We start from the raw sequence: 21,106 nt of genomic DNA, 5'->3' as shown, positions 1-21,106 counted from the left end.
GGGTAAGGCGGGGTGAGGCGACTAGCCCCACAGAACGCGCCCTCCCGCCTGACACAACGGGGGCACGTTTCAGACAGTCCGAGCAAACCCCGGCCAGCCGGGGCTAAAAATCAAACCGGTCGATGTTCTCCTTCGTGAAGAAATAGGGCTTCCCGAGGAGAATGTTGTCCCCCGTGATCTCGAAGGACCCGAGGGCGCCGGCCTGGAACGACTTGGCTCCGGGCTTCAGTTCGCCATGCGCCAGCGCCGCCGCGGCATAGACCGTGAGGTAGCCGAGATCCTCGGTGTTCCAGAGCATGACGGCGTCGGTGACGCCCTCGTGGACGTAACGCCGGTTCTCGTTGGGCAGGCCGAGGCCGATGACATGCACTTTCCCGGTCTTGCCCGCCTGCTTCACCGCCTCCGCGGCGCCGGGCGTGCCGGGCGTGCAGATGGCGACAATGACCTCGAGGTTGGGATGGGCGCTCATCAGGGCGGTTGCCTCGGACTGCGCCTTGTCCTTTAGGTCGTCGCTCGGGCGGACGGCGATCAGCTTCAGCTTCGGGTATTTCACCGGCAGCGTTTCATGGATGATCCTCAGCCATTCCCGCTGGTTGCCGGCCGTGAGAGTGGCGGTGATGATCGCGATCTCGCCCTCCCCGCCGGCCAGCTCCGCCGCCTTGTCCAGCAGGCCCAGCGCGATGCCCGCCGGCGTGGCCTGGTTGACGAAGAACGAGCGCGCGTCCGGCATCGCGTCCGCGTCATAGGTGAGCACCGCGATGCCCTGGGCCCGCGCCTTGCGCAGCGCGGTGGAGAGGCTCTCCTTGTTCTCGGCCGCCACGGTGATGACATCCAGCCCCAGCGTGATCCAGTTTTCGACGATCTCATTCTGCTTGGCCGCGTTGCTGTCCGTGGGTCCGTCGAAGAGCAGTTCCACGCCGAGTTCCTTCGCGGCCTTGTCCGCGCCGTTCTTGCAGGAGATGAAATAGGCGTTGCCCTTGGCCTTGGGCAGCATGCCGATCATGAGCTTGGACTCGGCGGCGGAGACCGAACTGGCGGCTGCGATCAGCACGGCGAGGGCGGACAGGAGGAGGATGCGGGGTGATTTCATGGGGGTAAGGGGTCGTAAGGTTCAGCGGGGAGTCCGACCTCGGCCCAGCCAGGCTGGCAGGTTGCTCCCCAGCAGCGCAAGCAACAGGAGCAGACCCGTGAGCACCCCGGCCAGTTCCTCGGTTGCGTTCAGGCGGATCACCACCGGCAGGGTGGCCAGGCCGTTTTTCAAGACGGCGATGGCCGCGACGCCGAGCAGTGTGCCGGTGATGCTGCCGCGCCCACCGAAGATGCTGGTGCCACCGAGCACCACCGCGGTGATGGCGAACAGCTCGTAGCCCGTCCCCGCATCGGCCTTCGCCTGCCCGAGCCGCGCGGTGTAGATCAGCGCCGCCAGCGCGGCGATGACCCCGGCCAGCACATAGACCAGCGCCACGCGGCGGTCCACCGGCAGGCCGGCATAACGCGCGCCCTCGGGTGAAAACCCAATCGCGCGCAGGGAACGGCCGGTCGCGGTCGCGTGCACCATCAGCCAGACGCCCGCGGCCACCGGCAGCAGTACCCAGGCCTGGGCCGGCAATCCGAGCCAACGCTCCTGACCCAGGAACAGGAAAGCCGCCGGAAAATCCGTGTAGGTGACAGCCCCCTGCGTCATCGCCTCGGCCAGCCCGCGGAACAGCGAATACGTGCCCAGGGTCACGATCAACGGCGGCAGCCGCAGCCGCGTGATCAACCCGGCGTTGAGTCCGCCCGCCAATGCCCCGGCCAGCAGCGTCAGGGCTGCGGCCAGCGGCAGTCCCACCCCGGCATCGTGCCAGAGCTTGCCGAAGACGATCGCGCAGAGGCCCAGCAGCGAACCGACCGACAGATCAATGCCGGCCGTGAGGATCACGGGCGTCAGCGCCAGCGCGAGCAGCCCGATCTCACAGGAGTGGCGCAGGATGTCCATCTGCCGGTCCATCGTGCCGAAGCCGACCGTCACCCCCCGGCGGTTCACCGTCGTGCCGTAGTGATAAAAGAGCAGCCACTCGACCACGAGCACGAGCAGCAACAGTGTCTCATGGCGGAACAGCAGCCGCCGCCAGAGAGGGGTTTCCCCGGTTGGGCTCATGCGCGGCCCCCCTTCCGGCCCAGACCGTCCGACGCGGCGGCCAGCAGAATGATCGCACCCTGGATCGCCTTCTCCCAATAAGCCTCGATGTGCAGGTGGATGAGCGCCGGCGGAATCGTCGCGAGCAGCAGCAGGCCCGCGAGCACGCCCCAGAGGCTGCCCCGGCCGCCGGAGATCGCGACCCCGCCCACCACCGCGGCGGCGATGACCTTCAGCTCCAGGCCGCTGCCGACCAGCGGCTGGATCTGCGGCGACTGCACCAGGTTCAGCATCGCCGCGAAACCGGTGAGGACCCCCATGAAGCCAAAGACCCCGAGCGTGACGCGCGCGGGGTCGATGCCGGCCAGTCGGGCCGCGTCCGCCTCACTGCCCACGGCGTAGACAAAACGCCCGGCCGCCAGGTGCCGCGCCGCCCATGCCAGCACCGTCAGGACGCCCGCCGCCACGGCGAGCACCAGCCACTGACCGGCGGTCTGGCTCAGGCCGAACCACTGCACGCCATCGGGCAGGTTCACGAATTCACCCTGCCGCGCGAGGTTCAGGCCCTGCCGCAGGGTCACCATGGTCGCCAGCGTCACCACAATCGAGGGCAGCCGGGCCAGCGCGACGAGCGCCCCGTTGGCCAGGCCCATGAGGGCGCCCGTGCCCATCGCCGCCGCCAGCACCAGCGGCAGCGGCCAGCCGCGCACGGCCAGCAGCCCGGCGACGACGCTGCACACGGAAAACTGCGCGCCCACGGAAATGTCTATCTCCCGCGCGATGATCACGAACGCCATGCCGCACGCCACGACGAGCGCCGGCATCTCGCGCACCAGCAGCGACCGCAGCGGCTGCGGCGCGAAGAACGCCGGGGCCAGGACCGCCATGGCCACCAGCAGCAGCGCGAGCACGCCGGCCACCGAAAGTTCGCGGGTGGGCCGCCTCATGCGACCGCCCTCCCCGTCTGCCCGAGCGCCGCGGCCATCACGACCGGCGCGGGCGTGCCCCCCGGCAGCATCTCCACCAGGCGGCCGCCGCGCATCACGCCGAGGCGGTCGCTCATCGCCAACACCTCCGGCAGGTCGCTCGAGATCAGAAGCACGGCGAGCCCGTCGGCGGCGAGCCGGCGGATGATGCGGTGGATCTCGCTTTTTGCGCCCACGTCCACGCCCTGCGTCGGCTCATCCAGGATGAGCACGCGCGGCTGCGTCGCCAGCCAGCGCGCCAGCGCCACCTTCTGCTGGTTGCCGCCGCTCAGGCTCGCCCCGGGTGCGTCCGGCCCGGCGGCCTTGATGCCCAGGTCCCGGATATAGTCCGCCGCCAGCGCCAGCTCCGGCCCCGACCGCAGCCAGCCGCCCGGGAACAGCCGGCGGTGCACGGCCATCGTCATGTTCTGCGCGATCGGCATCTCGAGAATGACGCCGTGGCGCCGCCGGTCCTCCGGCACGTAGGCCAGGCCCGCCGCGATGGCGTCGCCGGGGGTGCGAATTCTTTTTTCCTGCCCGTCGATCCGGATGCAGCCCGTGTCCGCCGGCGTCAGGCCGAATAGCGTGCGCGCCAACTCTGTGCGCCCCGCGCCGACCAGACCGGCCAAGCCGAGGATCTCCCCCGCGCGGATCTCGAAGGAGATGTCGCCCACCCCGCCGGCAGCACAACCGAGTTTTTGCACCGCCAGGCGCACGGCCCCGGGCGCGGCGCCGGGCGCGCGCTCGGTCAGGCCAACCTCGCGGCCGACCATCAGCCGGATCAGCTCCGGCTCGGTCACGTCGGCCACGGCCCGCGTGCCGACGCTCTGTCCGTCCCGCAACACCGTGACACGGTCCGCCAGCGCCCGGATCTCCTCCAGGCGGTGGGAAATGTAGATGACCCCCACCCCGGCCGTGCGGAGGCCGCGCACGATCCCGTAAAGTTTTTCCTGCTCCCGCCGCGTGAGCGAGGCGGTCGGCTCGTCCATGATGACAATCCGCGCGCCCGCGCCGAGCGCGCCCGCGATCTCCACCAGCTGCTGCTCGGGCATGGACAGCTCGCGCACGGTGCGGGTGGCGGGAAACTCCGCCCCGACGCGCTGCAGCAGTTCCGCGGCCCGGGCCGCGCGGGCCCGCCAGTCCACGCGCCGCCACGCGCCGCCGGCCTCGAGGCGCAGGCCGATGTTCTCGGCCACGGTCAGCTCGGCGAACAGCGCGGGCTGCTGGTGGACGCACGCAATGCCGAGCAGGCGCGCTGCCGCGGGATCCAGCCCGGCGACCACCCGCCCGGCCAGCGTCATCGTGCCCGCATCCGGCGGCCGCGCCCCGGTGATGATGCCGATCAGGGTCGACTTGCCCGCCCCATTCTCACCGAGCAAGGCGTGCACCTCGCCGGCCCGGAGCTCGAAATCAACCCCCTGCAGTGCCCGCACCGCGCCATAGCGCTTCTCGATGCCGGCCAGGCTCAACAGGGGTGGGACCGTATCCGGGTGCATGCGGGGAAGCCGGAACCTTCCGGCCCATATGAGCGGAGTCAATCATATCCCTTTTCCGGGCGGCACTCAGGCGCCGAGGGAGAAACCACTCGCCGCCAGCGACTGCTCGGCCACGTAGGAACGGCGCAGGGCCTCGCCCAGCCCGAGGATCTCGGGCACCTGCGTGGTGTCGCCGTTGGTGCCCGCCCAGATGATCTTGTCGGCCGGCACCACCTCCACCCGGGCCTGCCCGTGGATCGCCTCGATCAGCGCCGTGTGCCGGCCGGCCAGCTCGCTGGTGCAAATCGGGACCGCGGGATCCTGCAAGCGCCGCAACGCGGCCTGGAACATCGCGCGACGGGCACCGGTGATGTCGAGCAGCGTGCGCCGCGTGGTGACCCCGTCGGTGGCGCGCCACCAGGCTTCGGCCTCGTAGCGCCAGCAGGCCTGGCCGTGACGGCCCGTGATCACGATCTCGGGCTCGACCGTCTCGCGGCACGCGTGGCTGGCGCCAAACCACAGCTTCACCCCGCGCGCGGTGAGCGAACGGACGACCGCGGTGTCAAAGCTCTCGATGGCGTGGGCCCGCAGCAGCTCGACGCCCTCCAGCCGCGGCGTGGTGACGGAATCCTCCGCCCCGACCAGAAACAGGCTGAGCATCACAAAGTGCGCGAAGGCGTTGTTCAGCGGCGAGTCCATCACCGCCACCCCGTCCACCTGCAGGCGACCCGCCCAGTTGTTGCGCGTGAAATAGGCCCGCGGCCGGGGCCAGACGCCGAGAAACCGCACCGACCAAATGTCGCCGATGACCCCGCGCTGCAGCTCCTGCTTCAGCCAGATGGTGCCCGGCTCGTAGAAATCCTGGAAGCCCACCGCCACGAACCGGCCGGTGCGCTGCTCCACCCGGCGGATCTCGGCCACCTCGGCCACCGAGCCGGCCAGCGGTTTCTCCACCAGCACGTTGGCCCCGGCCTCCAGCGCCGCGATGGTCATGCGCGCGTGCCAGTGGATGCCAGTCGGGATCAGGCAGAGGTCGATCCGGCCGGCGTGCTGGCGGAACATCTCGGCGTAGTCCGTGAACACCTCGGTGCCCTGAGCCCGCAGTTCCGCCACCGTCGCGGCCTCCTCCTCCCGGTTGATGATGGCGGCGGCGGTGATCCGGATCTCCCCGCGATCCCGGGATTCCCGCGCCAGCTGCAGGTGGATGCGGCCATAGCCGGACACACCGATGATGGCGATCCGGGCGGGTGAGGAGAGGGCGGACATGAAACGGAAAAAGAAGCGGAGGGGGTCGGCGGAAGCAACCGGATAGGCCCCGAGGGGCGGCGGCCACTCCCGCGCGGGGTAGGTGCGGGGCTGAGTCGGGCAAACTAGTCCAGCCACCCCGGGCGTCATTGCCTGCGCGGTCTTGACAGTCCGAGCAGATTGCATGCCCGGTCGCTTGATCTGTGGCCGGACCGGGCATAAAACCGCGTGACCCCATCGCATGAGACTCCACCCCGCGCTTGTCCTGTTCCTTGGCCTCGGCCTGCTCGCTCCCATCGGTCTCGTCGCCGGCCCGGTGGTCGACACCACCAAGCCCTGGACCCGGTGGTGGTGGCCCGGCAGCGCCGTGGACGAGGCCGGACTCACCCGCCAGCTGGAGCAATTCGCTGCCGCGGGCCTGGGCGGTGTCGAGATCACGCCCATCTATGGCGTGCGCGGCGCGGAGTCCCGCCAGGTGGCGTATCTCTCCCCCCGCTGGATGGAGCTGCTCGCCCACACCGGCCGCGAGGCCCAGCGCCTCGGTCTGGGCGTGGACATGGCCACCGGCACCGGCTGGCCCTTCGGCGGGCCCTGGGTCGCCCCGGCGGACGGCGCGCAAAAACTGATCCTGCAGGACGGCCGTCTCGCCGGCACGCCCACGAAGATGAAGGTCAAGCGCGCCGCACCCGGCGCCGAGGGCCTGGTCGTCGATCCCTACTCCCCCGCCGCGCTCGGGCGCTACCTCGCGCCGTTCACGGCGGCGTTCACCACTTTTCCCGCGGGCCTCGTGCGCGGACAGTTTCACGACTCGTTCGAATATTATGAGTCCGGCTGGACGCCGGAGCTGCCGGCGGCGTTCCAAGCCTTGCACGGCTACGACCTGCAGGACCACGCCGCGGGGCTGATGGATCCCCGCAAGCTGACCGCGGAGGAGTTGGCCGAACTCCGCCGCGACCTCGCTGCGCCCCTGCCCCGCCTCAAGGCCGACTACCGGGCGACGCTCGGCCAACTCCATCTCGAATACCTGCAGACCTGGATTCGTTGGTCACACGACCACGGCTTCCTCGTGCGCAACCAGTCCCACGGGGCCCCGGCCAACCTGCTCGACCTCTACGGCGCCGTGGACATCCCCGAGACCGAGACCTTCGGCTCAACGCCCTTCCCTATTCCCGGGCTCCGACAAACCTGGACCTCCACCCGCGACCTGCCCGACCCGCTCGTGCTGCGCATGGCCTCGTCCGCCGCGCATGTGATGGGCCGGCCGCTCGCCTCCAGCGAAACCTGCACTTGGTTGCGCGAGCACTGGCAGGTGGCCCTCGCTTTCGCCAAGCCGGAGATCGACCGGCTCTTCACCAGCGGCATCAACCATGTCTTCTACCATGGTACCGCCTACTCGCCGCCGGACGCCGTCTGGCCGGGCTGGCTGTTTTATGCCTCCACGCAGTTTAACCCCCAGAACACCTGGTGGCAGGACTTCGCCGCGCTCAACGCCTACGTCACCCGCGTGCAGACCGTTCTCCAGTCCGGGCGCCCCGACAACGACGTGCTGCTCTACTGGCCCTTCCACGACGTGCTGCACGCGCCCGACGGCCTGATGAAGCAATACGGGGTGCACGACCGCAGCTGGCTCAACAGCTCCGCCTTCGAACAACGCGCCACCGAGCTGATCCAGGCCGGCTACGCCGTCGACTATCTCTCCGACGCCCAGCTCCTGGCTTCCCGCGCCGAAGACGGCGCCATCGTAACCCCGGGCGGCGGCCGCTACCGGGCCTTGGTCGTGCCGCTGACCCACCATATGCCGGTCGAGACCCTCGCCCACCTCCGCGCTCTCCGGCTCGCGGGTGCGACGATCATCCTGCCCGACGGCGCCCCCGTCGACGTGCCCGGCCTCGGCCGGCTGGCGGAGCGTCGCGCGCAATTCCGCGAACTGCTGGCCGCGCCCGAATGGCAGCAACCCTCGGCCCTGTTCACCACGCTGGCGGCCCACCTGATCCCGCGGGAACCCGCCGTCGAAGCCGGGCTTGAATTCATCCGCCGGGCCCGCGCCGGAGGCCGGGACTATTTTTTCGTCAACCTCACCGCCCGGGCCTTCGACGGCTGGCTCCGCCTCGGCACGCCCGCGCGAGCCGCCACTCTCACCGACCCGCTCACCGGCCAGACCGGGGCGGCCCCGCTGCGCCCGGGCCTCAGCCCCGAAGTATACCTCCAACTCGCCCCGGGGGCATCCCTCCTGCTGCGCACTTTCGAGTCCGCCCCGGATTCGCCCGCACCCGCCTGGACCTGGACCGCTCCCACCGGTCCCGCCGTGCCGCTGCCGGGGGTATGGCAACTCACCTTCCTGACCGGGGGACCGACGCTGCCCCGATCCGCCCGCCTCCCGGAACTGAAACCCTGGACGGAACTCGGGGAAGCCGCGCAGGCTTTCGGCGGCACCGCGCGCTACCGGCTGGAATTCGACCTGCCGGCCACCCCCGCGGCCGACTGGCTGCTCGACCTCGGCGACGTGCGTGAGAGCGCCCGGGTGCGCCTTAACGGCACCGAGGTCGCCACCGCTTGGAGCCTGCCCTTCCGCTTGCGCGTCGGCCCGCACCTCCGGCCCGGGCGCAACGTGCTCGAGCTCGACGTCACCAACCTCGCCGCCAACCGCATCCGCGACCTGGACCGCCGCAAGGTGGACTGGAAAATCATGCACGAGATCAATTTCGTGGATATAGACTACAAGCCCTTCAACGCCTCCGCCTGGCCGGACACCCCCTCGGGCCTGCTCGGGCCTGTCACCCTCACGCCGCTTCAGCCCCTCTCCCTGCCATGACCAAGAAACGTTTCGCCTTCGTCGGCACCGGCGGCCGCGCCATCAGCTTCATCGAGCCCCTCGTCACGACTTACCGTGACACCAACGAGCTGGTTGCGATCTGCGACCTCAGCCCGGCGCGCATGGCCTACTACAACGGGCTGCTCGCCGGCGACTGGGCCTACCACGCCGTGCCCGCCTACCCGGCCGCGCAATTTGACGCCATGCTGCGCGAGACGAAGCCCGACACCGTCTTCGTCTGCTCCAAGGACGACACCCATCATGACTACATCATCCGCGCCCTGCGCGCCGGCTGCGATGTCATCACCGAGAAGCCCCTGACGATCGACGCGGCGAAGTGCCACGCCATCCTGGAGGCCCAGCGCGCCAGCGGCCGGCGCGTGCGGGTGGCCTTCAACTACCGCTGGGCCCCCTTCCGCACGAAGGTGAAGGAACTCATCGCCAGCGGCGTCATCGGAAAGGTCCGCTCCGTCAACCTCGAGTACCTCCTCGATACCAACCACGGCGCCGACTACTTCCGCCGCTGGCACTCGCACGCCGCCGAGTCCGGCACGCTCCTCGTGCACAAGAGCACGCACCACTTCGACCTCGTCAACTGGTGGCTCGACGCCATCCCGGCCCAGGTCTTCGCCTACGGGGACCTAGTCTTCTACGGGAAGAAAAACGCCGTGGCCCGCGGCGACGGCGCGCTCACGGCCTACCCGCGCTACACCGGCCACCCCGAGGCCAAGGACGATCCGTTCCGTCTCGACCTGGACGAGAGCGAGTCCTTCCGGCGGATCTACCGCGCCGGCGAGGCCGACTCCGGCTATATCCGCGACCAAAATGTGTTTCGCGAGGGTATCGACATCCCCGACCAGATGTCGCTCAACGTCCGCTACCGCACCGGCGAGCTGCTCACCTACTCGCTCGTGTGCTACTCGCCCCGTGAGGGCATGCGCGTGTGCTTTAACGGCGACCGCGGTCGCATCGAATACCACGAGTTCATCGGCTCGCACATGAACCGCGCCGTCCGCCCGAAGGATTTCAAGCTGGAGGACGACCGCCCCGGCCAGGAGGCGGAGGGCGAGTGGATCAAGGTCTATCCGCACTTCCAGACCGGCTACACCGTGCCGATGCCCGTCATCAAGGCGGCCCATGGCGGGGCCGACGAAATTCTCAACCGCTCCTTCTACGCCCCGGGTGCCACTGACGCCGACGCCTGGGGCCGCTTCGCCGGTCACGAACAGGGCGCCGCCTCCATCCTCGTCGGCATCGCCGGCCTCGAGTCGATCCGGCGCAACCAGCCGGTGAATCTCACTGACCTGGTCTCCCTCCGCCCCGAGGCGACCAAGCTCAGTCAGCTGGTTTGAGGGTGGAACCTGCGCTCCGCGCAGGTTTGCCTCGGAAATTCTGGAGCCGCGGCAACCTCGCTGCGGTCTTCGTCCAAACCATGGCGGGGTCGCCGTGGCTCCAGATTCCCGCGCCCTCCTGGCCAATAAGGCGTTGAACCTCCGGTCATACTTATCAAGAGCTGGAGCGTGCGGCCGAAGAAAAAAATCTCCCAAACCCTCCTCGCCAAGGAGCTCGGCGTCTCCCAGGCCCTCGTTTCCCTCGCCCTCAACGGACGCAGCGCGGGCATCAACCCCGACACCTACCAGCGCATCTGGGATCGCGCCATCAGCCAGGGCTACCTGCCCAAGGGCATGCGCGTCGACTCCACCCCGGAGGCCTCGCGCCTCGGGCAGATCGGCTACATCCTGCGCGCCCCGCTGCGCCTCTACATTCCCAGCACCTACTTTGGCCACGTCCAGCATGGCCTGCACCAGGAACTCGAGCGGCTCGGCCAGCGCCTGGTCTATCTCGGGGCCGAGGACGAACTCAGCCCGGCCAAGCTCGGCCAGTGTTTCCATCCCAGCAACCGCCTGGGCGGCGTCGTCGTGCTGGGTGAAGTAGCCCGGCCCTTTCTGGGTGAGTTGTGCCGGCACACCCGGCGCGTCGTCGCCGTGTCCGCCCGCTACCACGGGCTTTGCCACTCCGTGCTTGGCAACGAGCCCGGCGCCCTCACCGAGCTGGTCCGCCACCTCTTCAACCTGGGCCATCAGCGCTTCGGCTGGCTCGGCGGCAACGCGGGCCTCGGCCGGCACAACGCCCGCCTCGCCGCTTTCACCGCCGCCCTGCAACCGCTCGGCCTGGCCCTGGATCCGCGCTACACCGTCATTGTCAACCAGGCGGACCGCGCCGAGGGCGCCGAAGCCATCCACACCCTGCTGCGCCACGCCAAGCGCAAGGACTTCCCCACCGCCTTCGTCACCTACAACTCCCAGATGGCCTACGGCGCCGCCCTCACCCTGCAGCGCGCGGGCTGGCGCGTGCCCGGCGACATCAGCCTGGCCTCGGCCGACGTCTCCCGCCTGAGCGTGGAAGGGGCGCTGCGCATCACCGGCGCAGGCACGAGCCCCGACAAGCTCGGCGAGGCCGCCGCCCGCCTCGTCGCCGGCGAGGGCACCCCCGCCGAGGGTTTCAGCGACCTCGTCCTCCCCGCCCCCCTCGTGGTCGGCAACTCCACCGGCCCCGCCCGGTGATCCCATGACCCCGGCCCGCCGCGCCCGGCCCCGCGCCGCTGCCCGGCGGTTTTTTGGCTTGGCCTTTAATAATTATTATATTGTCTTGAACGACCCCACCCCATGACCCGCTTCGACTACGCCGTGCTCGTTTTCTACTTTGGCTACATGCTGGCGATCAGCTGGGTCTTCCGGAAGTTCGTGACGAACATCAGCGACTACTTCCGGGGCGGCGGCAAGGCGGTGTGGTGGATGGTGGGGGGCTCTGCCTTCATGGCGGCCTTCAGCGCGTGGACTTTCACCGGCGCCGCCAGCAAGGCCTACCTCGATGGCTGGCCGGTCATGGCCATCTTCGTCGCCAACGCCGTGGGCTTCGTGCTCAACGCAGTGTTCTTCGCCCCGCGGTTCCGGCAGACGCGCGTCATCACCTCCGTCGAGGCCATCCGCCAGCGCTTCGGCGCCGTGAGCGAGCAGGTCATGATGTGGCTCCAGATCCCCCTCAGCACCCTGCAGGCGGCCATCCACCTCAACGCCCTCGGCGTCTTCTTCGCCGCCATCTTCGGCCTCGACCTCACCTGGACGCTCCTCGTCACGGGTGTGGTGGTGCTCGTGATGACCCTTCTCGGCGGCAGCTGGGCCGTGCTGGCGGCCGACTTCATCCAGGTGCTGATCCTCATGCCGGTGTGTGCGGCGGTAACCGTCCTCGCCCTGCTGCGGCTCGGCGGCTGGGACGGGTTTGTCGCCGGCCTGCCCGTGGCCCACCTCAACCTCGGCGAGATTTTCACCAAGGAGTTCCTCGGCCTCTGGTGCACCGCGATGCTGCTCAAGCAGATCATCAGCACGAACAACCTCTTCGAGGCCGGCCGCTACCTCAGCGTGAAGGACAGCCGTCACGCCCGCTGGGCCGGCTACCTCGGCGCCGGGCTCTTCGTGGTCGGCATCTTCATCTGGTTTCTCCCGCCCATGGCCGCCCGGGCGCTGCAGATCGACCTCGCCGCTATTTTCCCCACCCTCAAGTCCCCCGACGAGGCCTCGTTCATCGCCATCTCCCAGGTGGTCATGCCGGTCGGCATGCTCGGGCTGCTCGTGAGCGGCATCTTCGCGGCCACCATGTCGGGCATGGACTCGGGCCTGAACAAGAACGCGGGCTTTTTCGTGAAGAACTTCTACCAGCCGCTCTTCCGGCCGCAGGCCACGGAACGGCAGTTGCTCCGGGTCGGCCGCCTCGCCACCTTCGTGCTGGGCGTGCTGGTGATCTCCATCGCCATCCGCATGGCGGAGATCAAGGAACTCGGCCTCTTCCTGATGATGCAGCGCGTGAGCATCCTGATCGGCGTGCCGGTCACCGTGCCGCTGCTGCTCGGCCTCGTGATCCGCCACACCCCGCCGTGGTCAGCGTGGAGCACCGTGCTGGTCGGGTTTTTCGGCTCGATGGTCGTCGGCCAGTTCTTCACGCCGGAGTGGGGTGCGGCCCTGTTCAACCACCCGCTGCCCCTGGACGCCGCCTCCCGCGAATACTGGATCCAGGGCTTCCAGTTCTTCGCCAATGTCATCCTCGCCTCCACCTGGTTCATCGGCACCAAGCTGTTCTGGTCGCGCTGTGCGCCGGAACATCGCGCGCAGGTTGACGCATTCTTCACCCAGATGACCACACCGGTTGATTTTGACCGCGAGGAGGGCGCCGCCAACGCCAATGACACCCAACAGTCCTCCGCGGTGGGCTGGCTCTCCTTCGCGTACGGGGTGTTCGTCTGCCTGCTCGCGTTCATCCCCAACCCGCTGGTCGGTCGCCTTGCCTTCCTCGGTTGCGGTGGCACGGTCGTGCTGATCGGCGTCCTGCTGATCCGCTCCGGCCGCCCCCTCAAAGCATGAACGCGCCCTCCTTCAGCCTCGCGGGCCGCCGCGCCCTCGTCACCGGCTCTTCCCAGGGCATCGGTCTCGCCCTCGCCCAGGCCCTGGCCGCCGCCGGCGCCCAGGTCGTCCTCAACGGCCGTGACCCCGCGCGGCTCGCCACCGCCGCCACCGGTCTGCGCGCCGCCGGCCACGCCGCGATCGAGGTCGCCGCCTTCGACGTCACCGATGAATCCGCCGTGCAGGCCGCGGCTGCCGGCCTCGGCGCCGTCGACATCCTCGTCAACAACACCGGCATCCAACGCCGCGGTCCGCTCGAGTCCATGCCCCTGGCCGACTGGCACGCCGTGCTCCAGACCAACCTCACCTCCGCCTTCCTCGTCACCCGCGCCGTCGCCCCGGGCATGATCGCCCGCCGCCGCGGCAAGATCATCAACATCTGCTCGCTGATGAGCGACCTCGCGCGGCCCACGACTGGCAACTACGCCGCCGCCAAGGGCGGCCTCAAGATGCTCACGCGCGCCATGTGCGCCGAGTGGGCGCAGCATAACATCCAGGTCAACGGCCTCGCCCCCGGCTATATCCTCACCGAGCTCACCGCCCCGCTCGCGGGTGATCCGAAATTCGACGCCTGGATCAAGGGCCGCACCCCCGCCGGCCGCTGGGGCTGCGCTGACGACCTCACCGGCGCCTGTGTCTTTCTCGCCTCGCCCGCCGCCGATTTCATCAACGGCCAGATCCTCACCGTCGACGGCGGCCTCAGCGCCGTCATCTGAACCTCCATGGACCCCCGCGGTAAACTCGTCCTCCTCCCCCCCAACCGCGTCTGGCGCACCTACCAGGGCGGGCAAAACCTCGACCGGCTCGCCGCGGCCGCCGCCCCCGCGGACAGCCACTTTCCCGAGGACTGGGTCGCCTCCACCACCCGCGCCGTCAATCCCGGTCGCGAAGCCATTCCTGAGGGCCGCTCGACGGTGCGCGTGGGCGGTGAGCTCCACGATTTCGCCCCCCTGCTCGCCACCGACCCCGCCTATTTCCTCGGGGCCGACCATGCGGCGGCCCACGGCGCCTCGCCCCACCTGCTGGTCAAGCTGCTGGACCCGTCGATCCGCTTGCACTTTCAGGTCCACCCGACCGCCGCCTTCGCCCGCCGCTTCCTGAATTCACCCTCGGGCAAGACCGAGGCCTATCACGTCCTCGCCACCCGTCCGGAGGTCGCGGCCCCCTATATTTATCTCGGCTTCCAGCGCCCCCCCGGCCGGGCGACACTCCGCCGCCTGATCGAGACCCAGGACCTCGCTGCCCTCGAGGCCTGCTTCGACCGGATTCCGGTTCAGCCCGGCGACACCTTTCTCGTGCCCGGCGGCGTGCCCCACGCCTTGGGCGAAGGCATCCTGCTCGTCGAAGTCCAGGAACCCAGCGACCTCGTCGTCCGTTTCGAGTTCGAGCGCGGCGGCTACGTGCTGCCGGAGTCCGCGCGCTTCATGGGCCGCGGACTCGACTTCTGCCTCGATGTCTTCGACCCCGCCCCCTGGCCGCTCCACCGCGTTCAGACCGAGGCCGTCTGTCCCCCGCGCCGGCGCCGCGCCCTCGGGCCGGACTCGCATCAGGATGACCTCATCGGGCCCGAACGCACGCCCTGCTTCCGGATGCGCCATTCGCACTACCGCGGCCCGGCCACCAAGATCGAACCCGCCGCACACATCGGCATTGTCACGGCCGGCGCCTGCACCGTCCAGGTCGGCGGCGAGACGCACCACCTCGGACTCTACGACAAGTTTTTCGCGCCCGCCGGCCTCGGCCCGCTGGCCATCACCCCCGGGCCCGTCGCCTCGATCCTGGAATGCTACCCGCCGGACGCCCCCGCCCCGGGCCAACCGGTCGCCTGACCCTCTCCCCCCGCCCCGACCCATTCTCCCATGCCGCGCCCCGTCGCCATCCTTGCCTCGCTGACCGCCGAGGAGCTCCGTGATTTCCTCCCCGAGCCGTTGCTCGGCCAGGCCCGGGCTGTCACGCCGCGCTTTACCGTCTGGGATCCGACCGGACAAAGCGCTGCGGATTTTGCCTCCGCCCTCGCCGCCGCGGATCCCGAGGTGTTGCTGGCCTGCTGGAAAACCCCGCCCCTGCCTCCCGTCCTCCCGCCCCGCCTCCGTTATGTCTGCTACCTCTGCGGTTCCGTCCGCCGGCTCGTCCGCCGCGACCAGCTGGAGGCCGGCCTAGTCGTCACCAACTGGGGCGGCTCCATCAGCCGCGTCGTCGCCGAATGGGCCCTGTTCCACATCCTGGCCTGCCTCCGCCGCGCGCCGCACTGGACCATCGCCATGCATACGGAAGGCGCCTGGAAAAACGGCGGCACCGAAACCGCCTCGCTCTTCGGTCGCCGCATCGGTTTACATGGCTACGGCCAGATCGCCCGCGAGCTCGTTCAGCTGCTGCGTCCGTTTCATGTCACGATTACCAGCTTCGCCCCTGACGTGACCCCGGAGGTCGAGGCCGCCCACGGCATCCGCCGCGCCGCCTCCCTCGAGTCCTTGTTCGCGGAGAACGACATCATCGTCGAGCTCGCCCCGCTCAATCCCTCCACCGCTGGCCTTGTGCAGGAAAAACACCTCCGACTCATCCGGCCCGGCGGCGTGTTCGTCAACGTCGGCCGCGGCGCCGTCGTCGACGAGGCCGCGCTGCTGCGGGTCGCGCAGGAAGGCCGGATCATGGTCGGCCTTGATGTCTACGGGGTCGAGCCGCTGCCCGCCGACTCGCCCTTCCGCGGCCTGCGCAACGTGTCGCTCACCCCGCACATCGCCGGCCCGACAACGGACCGCCGCTGCGACGCCGGTGCCTTCGCCGTCGAAAACCTCGTCGCCTACGCCGAGGACCGCCCGCTGCGCGCCGTCATCACCCCAACGGTCTACGACACCTCGACATGAGCGACCTGCCGCCCGCCTACCGCCACTGGCAGGACGCCGCCCGCCGCCTGCTCGAACCGCTGGCCGGCCTCATGCAGCCGGGCCGGGCCGACCTGCCGCTGGCCGGCGCACCCTCCGACCACGACGCCCAGGCCGACCGGCTCGAGAGCTTCGCCCGCCCGCTGACGCTGGCCGCATTCTGGCTGCAGTCGGCGCCGCACCCGGAGGATGCCGCGCTCCGCGCGCAGCTCGCCCGCTGGTTTCGCGCCGGCCTGGTCGCCGGCACTGACCCCGCCCACCCGCAATACTGGGGGCCCGACGCCTCCTACCACCAGCACCACGTCGAGATGGGCCTGCTCGCCATCGCGCTGCAGCTAGCCCCGCGCGACCTCTGGGCTCCGCTCGCTCCCACCGACCAGGCGCAGGTGCTCCGCTGGTTCGCCACCTGCCGCGGCGGCGGCATCGTCAATAACAACCACCTTTTCATGTCGGTCCACATCCTGGAGTTCCTCGGAACCCAGGGGGCCGCGCATCGCACCGACCGCGCCGTCATCACCGCCCACCTCAACCAGCTCGAGACCATGCACCGCGGCGGCGGCTGGTTCGAGGACGGCATCAACCAGGCCTACGACCACTACAACGCCTACGCCTTCCACTTCTACGGCCTCATGTGGACCCATCTGCATGGTCCCGCGGACCCGGCCCGGGCCACCCGCTGGCGCGACTGGGCGCGCCTGTTCGTTGCCGACTACCAGCACTTCTTTGCCGCCAGCGGGGAACACCCGGCGTTCGGCCGCTCCATCACCTACCGTTTCAACTGTCTGAACGTCTTCGGCCTGGCCCTCGCCGAAGCCTGCACCGACCTCGCCCCCGGCCTGCTGCGCCGCCTCTGCACGCGCAACCTCGACTTCTTTCTCTCCCGCCCGATCTACACCGCGCAGGGCGCGCTGGCCCCCGGGTTCACTGACGTCTTCCCGCGGATCATCGAGCCGTATTCTGCCCCCGCTTCACCCTACTGGGCCGCCAAGGGCTTCACCCCGCTGCTCTTGCCGCCGGATCACGCCTTCTGGCACGACCCCGAACAACCCCTGCCCGCCGAGCGTGGCTTCGTCCGGGTCATGCCCGCGCCGGGCCTGGTCACCCGCAGCCTCCCCGACGGTGAGGTCGAGATCCTCAACGCCGGCTCCATGGTCGGCAACACCCAGCTCCGCTATGGCGCGTGGAAGTGGAGCAAGCTCAGCTACCGCACCGGGGTCCACTTCTGCTACGCCTTTCCCGAAATCTCGGCCGTCTCTCCCGACAGCGCGCTCACGGCCCGGGTCGACGACGGCCGCGTCTTCGGCCGTCACTCGACCGTCGCCGTCGAGCTCGCCGACGACCACCTCGGCTACAGCTGGAACCTCGGCGCCAAGACCGGCCAGGTGAACACCTCCGTCGAAACCTTCGTCTTCTGGCGCGCCGGCTGGCTGCTGCACGTCCACCGCTACGAGGCCCGCCAACCGGTCGTCCTCAGCCTCGGGGGCTTCGCCCTGCCGCTGACGGCTCCGCCGGTGGAACGCGCTGCCCTCACCGCGTTTTCCCCCGACCACCGCGGCACCGCCCTCCAGCCCCTCCTGGGTTTCACCGCCACGGACTGGGACACACGCCTCGACGACACCACCGAGCGCCGCCACGTCGCCGCCCCCTATCACGTCACGCCCATCGCCACGACCCACCGCCACGACGGCCCAGGCCTCCTCGCCGCCCTGTCCTGGAGTGGTTCCGACCGCGCGGCCTCCGCCCCCTGGCAAATTCTCGCCGCGCCCGCCGGCACTTGGAAACTCCACCACCCCAAACTCGGCGACTGGGATCTGCGTCACTGGTCGTTGCCCGCCCTTTCCTGATATGCGCTCACTTCGCCGCACGGCGTTTCTTCTATGGGGCCTATCCGCCTTATGGGGCCCATGGGCCCAAGCCGCAACCGAGCCGGCCTCGATCGTCCCCGCCGCTGCCCCGCGCACCAACGTACTCGCCGGCCGGCACGACGCCTTCCGCGCCTACTGCACCACCGGCGAGGGCGCGAAGGCCTTCGCCAAGCTCAAGGCCGACCTCGACGCCAAGTACCTCGCCCTCCCCTTTCCCGCCGAACCCGTCACCTACGGCGACCCGGCCCCCTCGAAACGCACCTCCGCCATGGCCGACCAGTGGCGCGCGGTCCAGGACACCTGTGGCGTGATCTCCGCCGTCGCCGAGGCCGCCAGCCTCTGCTGGATCGTCACCGGCGAGGAAAAGTACCTCACCAAGGCCCGCGATTTCCTCCTCGGCGCGGCCGCCTGGCACTTCGCCCCCGACTGGAAATCCGGCGCCGTCGTCGGCGCCACCGACATCTACTACAACGATGAGGCCCACTTCCGTTTGTGGCGCAAATTGCCCCTGGTCTACGACCAGCTCCGCGACCAGCTGACCCCCGCCGAGAAGTCCGCCATCCTCGCCCACTTCCGCGAGCGCGGCCGCCGCTCTGTCGAGTGGATCGAACACGAGGGCAACATCTCGCAGATCACCCGCAACTCCATCGCGGCCGACCTCTCCTCGCATCCCGTGCGCTTCATGCCGATGACCGGCCTCACCGCCCTCGCGCTGTGGGACGACTTACCCGAGGCGCGCGACTGGTGGACCTACGCCTACCAATTCTACCGCGACCAGTTCAGTCCCTGGGGCGGCGACGACGGCGGCTGGGGCGAGGGCACCGCCTACTGGCGCGGCACCTTCGAGCACGCGGCTTTCCAGGACGCCCTCCTCGCCCTCGGCGATCCCGCCGCCTACGCGTCGCCGTTCTGGCGGAACTCCCCGCTCTTCGCGGTCTACCATGTCCAGCCCTACCTCCACACGACCTTCGGCGACACCTCCAACGCCGGCCGTTTCAACCTCGAGCCCGTCATCGCCGACTACATGGAACACCTCGCGCGCGTGCAGCAGAACGGATTCCTGCGCACCTACGCCGAGCTCTGCACCGACCGCCGCCCCCGCCCCATCGACAAGGGCCTCGACGATCTCAGCCGCACCTACCCCACCGCCGCTGAGTTTCTTGTCCGCAACTTCATCGCCTCCGCCTACCCTCTGCCCGCCGCCCGTCCGCTCAACGAACCGTCTCGACAAGCTCAAGGCCCCGAGCCTGTCGCGGGGCTCCCGCCGCAACGCCACTTCGCCGACGTCGGCTGGGTCTCGCTCCATAGCGCACTCGGCGATCCGGCGAATGACATCCACGTCACCTTCAAATCCTCGCCCTACGGCTCCTTCAGCCACAGCCACGCGGATCAAAATAGCTTCATCCTGAACGCGTACGGCGAAGGCCTCGCAATCAATTCCGCCTATCGCGAATTCCACAATTCCCCGCACCACCGCGACTGGACCCGCCAGACGATTTCCAAAAACACGCTGCTCATCGACGGCCTCGGCCAAAAGGCCCAGAGTAAGGACGCCACCGGCCGCATCACCCGCTTCGAGACCGGCGATCGTTACGTGCTCACCACCGGCGACGCCACCGCCGCCTACCAAACGCTTCAGCCGAAGGGTCGCGTGCAGCGTGTCACCCGCGACCTCGTCTTCATCGACCAACGCTACCTCGTTCTCCGCGACCGCGTCGAACTCGCCACGCCGGGCAAGCTGTCGTGGCTGCTGCACGGCGAAAAGGGCATCGAGTGGCTGGGGGACAACCGCCTCCACCTCGAGGGCAGCGGCGGTCAGACGGCCCTGCAGGTGAAGCTCGTCTCCCCCGGCGTCGCCTGGCAGGCCACGGTCACCGACCGGTTCCCCGTCCCAGTCGATCCCAAGTATGCCTCGGGCGAGATCAGCGGTTCCTACCTCACCGGCAAATGGCACAACCAGACGCACCTCACCCTCGAAAGCACCGCGCCCGCCCAAACCTACACCGTCTACGCCGTGCTCTTCCCTTATCGCTCAGTCAGCCCGGAGGGAGCGCCTCTGCGTCTGGCTTTCGTGGATGCGACGCTCACGCCCGATGGATCCCTCGCCATCACCCACGGCGGCACCGAAATCCTCCTCACCCTCACTGATGACTCGATCCAGCTCCGCTAAAAGCTGTTCGCAGCCCGCTCGCGGGCGCGGGCTTGGCGCGAGCAAGCTCGCGGGCCCACGAGGAGCCCTGCTGGCTTTCGCCTGCGTCCTCTGGTCCGTCCCCTCTTTCGCCCTCGACTCCTGGCAGCACACCCCTGCCGAACTGGCCACCCTCGCCAAGCACGCGCCAGCCGCCCTCACCGTCCCCATCACGACCGTCACCGACAAAACCGTCCTGCCGCCGAGCGGTGATCCGCACGACTACGTGAGCTACGCGCGCTACTGGTGGCCGGACCCGGCCAAGCCCGACGGTCTGCCCTTTGTCCGGCATGACGGCCGACACAACCGCGAACAGGTCGCCCGCGGTGACCGGCAGCGCATCGGGGAATTCTGTGACACGGTCGAGCAACTCGCCGCGGCCTGGCACGTGCACCGGGATGAAACCGCCGCGCGCCGCGCCGGCGCGTGGCTGCGCGCGTGGTTCGTCACGCCGGCCACGCGCATGAACCCGCACCTGGACTACGCCCAGGTCCGTCTCGGCCATGACCGGAACCGCGGCAACCCCACCGGCTTGCTTGACTCCCGCGGCTTCGCGCAGGTCGTCGACGCGCTCCGCCTGCTCGACGATTCCCCGGCCCTCGCCCACGACGAGAAAACCGTCATCCGCACGTGGTTCACGGCTTTCCTGCACTGGTTCACCACCGCCCCGGTCGCGCTCGAGGAGCGGGCGGCGAAGAACAACCATGGCTCGTGGTATTTCGCCCAGGCCATCCCCCTGGCCCGCTACACCGGTCAGGACACGTTGGCCCGCGCGCTGATGGAGGAAGCCCGGGCGCTCATCGTCCACCAGATCCAGCCCGACGGCAGCCAGCCGGAGGAAATCCGTCGCGCGGACGGCCTGGGCTACAGCGTCTTCAACCTGGAGGCCCTCGCCGTCGCCGCCCGGCATGCCGCCGGGCTCGGGACCGACTTCTGGGCCTACACCGCGCCCAACGGCGCGAGCCTGCGCCGCGCCGTCGAATTCCTCCGCCCCTACAACACGGCGCCCGAGACCTGGCCTCACCGGCAGAACGAAAAACTGGCACCGGGCTTTCTTGATCACCTGCTCGCCGAGGCCGCCGCCAACCCGAGGTAATCCGC

Annotated in this window: 15 protein-coding genes; 10 read left to right on the top strand and 5 right to left on the bottom strand. The window is 69.4% G+C overall.

What is annotated here, in order from left to right; all coding sequences use genetic code 11:
• Window positions 1–103: 103 nt before the first annotated feature.
• The 5 genes from Verru16B_RS18655 to Verru16B_RS06290 form a co-directional block, all read right to left on the bottom strand.
• Entirely contained in the window at window positions 104–1,090 is a 987-nt protein-coding gene (locus tag Verru16B_RS18655) for an autoinducer 2 ABC transporter substrate-binding protein (protein ID WP_218918815.1), read from the bottom strand.
• Between the two features lie 21 nt (window positions 1,091–1,111).
• A complete protein-coding gene (locus tag Verru16B_RS18650; RefSeq protein ID WP_069961491.1) occupies window positions 1,112–2,140 on the bottom strand; it encodes an ABC transporter permease in 1,029 nt (342 codons plus the stop codon).
• The gene (locus Verru16B_RS06300) at window positions 2,137–3,030 is read right to left on the bottom strand and encodes an ABC transporter permease (RefSeq protein WP_218918814.1); all 894 of its coding nucleotides are present in this window, start codon (window positions 3,028–3,030) and stop codon (window positions 2,137–2,139) included. The genes Verru16B_RS18650 and Verru16B_RS06300 overlap by 4 nt, the downstream gene beginning before the upstream one ends.
• Window positions 3,031–3,062: 32 nt before the next feature.
• Window positions 3,063–4,580, bottom strand: coding sequence for a sugar ABC transporter ATP-binding protein (locus Verru16B_RS06295; protein ID WP_069961489.1), 1,518 nt, complete (start codon window positions 4,578–4,580; stop codon window positions 3,063–3,065).
• Between the two features lie 66 nt (window positions 4,581–4,646).
• The gene (locus Verru16B_RS06290) at window positions 4,647–5,825 is read right to left on the bottom strand and encodes a Gfo/Idh/MocA family protein (RefSeq protein ID WP_069961488.1); all 1,179 of its coding nucleotides are present in this window, start codon (window positions 5,823–5,825) and stop codon (window positions 4,647–4,649) included.
• Window positions 5,826–6,045: 220 nt separating this feature from the next.
• Between Verru16B_RS06290 and Verru16B_RS06285 the strand changes: the two genes are divergently transcribed.
• The 10 genes from Verru16B_RS06285 to Verru16B_RS06240 all read left to right on the top strand — a co-directional run bounded on the left by Verru16B_RS06285 (window position 6,046) and on the right by Verru16B_RS06240 (window position 21,101).
• The gene (locus Verru16B_RS06285; protein WP_069961487.1) at window positions 6,046–8,616 is read left to right on the top strand and encodes a glycosyl hydrolase; all 2,571 of its coding nucleotides are present in this window, start codon (window positions 6,046–6,048) and stop codon (window positions 8,614–8,616) included.
• The gene (locus Verru16B_RS06280) at window positions 8,613–9,968 is read left to right on the top strand and encodes a Gfo/Idh/MocA family oxidoreductase (protein ID WP_069961486.1); all 1,356 of its coding nucleotides are present in this window, start codon (window positions 8,613–8,615) and stop codon (window positions 9,966–9,968) included. Before Verru16B_RS06285 ends, Verru16B_RS06280 begins: the two co-directional genes overlap by 4 nt.
• A gap of 168 nt (window positions 9,969–10,136) precedes the next feature.
• Window positions 10,137–11,180, top strand: a complete 1,044-nt coding sequence (locus Verru16B_RS06275) for a LacI family DNA-binding transcriptional regulator (protein ID WP_069961485.1) — start codon at window positions 10,137–10,139, stop codon at window positions 11,178–11,180.
• A 102-nt stretch (window positions 11,181–11,282) separates the two neighbouring features.
• Window positions 11,283–13,031 (top strand): sodium:solute symporter family transporter, encoded by a 1,749-nt coding sequence (locus Verru16B_RS06270; protein WP_069961484.1) that lies wholly within the window; start codon window positions 11,283–11,285, stop codon window positions 13,029–13,031.
• Window positions 13,028–13,786: an SDR family oxidoreductase gene (locus Verru16B_RS06265; protein WP_069961483.1), complete on the top strand. Its 759-nt coding sequence runs from the start codon at window positions 13,028–13,030 to the stop codon at window positions 13,784–13,786. The genes Verru16B_RS06270 and Verru16B_RS06265 overlap by 4 nt, the downstream gene beginning before the upstream one ends.
• 6 nt (window positions 13,787–13,792) lie before the next feature.
• Window positions 13,793–14,899 (top strand): class I mannose-6-phosphate isomerase, encoded by a 1,107-nt coding sequence (locus Verru16B_RS06260; protein WP_069961482.1) that lies wholly within the window; start codon window positions 13,793–13,795, stop codon window positions 14,897–14,899.
• A 30-nt stretch (window positions 14,900–14,929) separates the two neighbouring features.
• On the top strand, window positions 14,930–15,934 hold the full coding sequence (locus tag Verru16B_RS06255) for an NAD(P)-dependent oxidoreductase (protein WP_069961481.1): 1,005 nt from the start codon (window positions 14,930–14,932) through the stop codon (window positions 15,932–15,934).
• Entirely contained in the window at window positions 15,931–17,796 is a 1,866-nt protein-coding gene (locus Verru16B_RS06250) for a DUF2264 domain-containing protein (RefSeq protein WP_069961480.1), read from the top strand. Before Verru16B_RS06255 ends, Verru16B_RS06250 begins: the two co-directional genes overlap by 4 nt.
• Window position 17,797: 1 nt before the next feature.
• Entirely contained in the window at window positions 17,798–19,987 is a 2,190-nt protein-coding gene (locus tag Verru16B_RS06245) for a heparinase II/III domain-containing protein (protein WP_069961479.1), read from the top strand.
• Window positions 19,965–21,101 (top strand): alginate lyase family protein, encoded by a 1,137-nt coding sequence (locus tag Verru16B_RS06240; protein ID WP_069961478.1) that lies wholly within the window; start codon window positions 19,965–19,967, stop codon window positions 21,099–21,101. Before Verru16B_RS06245 ends, Verru16B_RS06240 begins: the two co-directional genes overlap by 23 nt.
• The last annotated feature ends 5 nt before the right edge of the window (window positions 21,102–21,106 follow it).

Origin of the sequence: Lacunisphaera limnophila (genome assembly GCF_001746835.1) — a bacterium.
Taxonomy (GTDB): Bacteria; Verrucomicrobiota; Verrucomicrobiia; order Opitutales; family Opitutaceae; genus Lacunisphaera; species Lacunisphaera limnophila.
The sequence above is the reverse complement of the archived record's forward strand: the minus strand, read 5'-3'. Positions and strand labels throughout refer to the sequence as shown.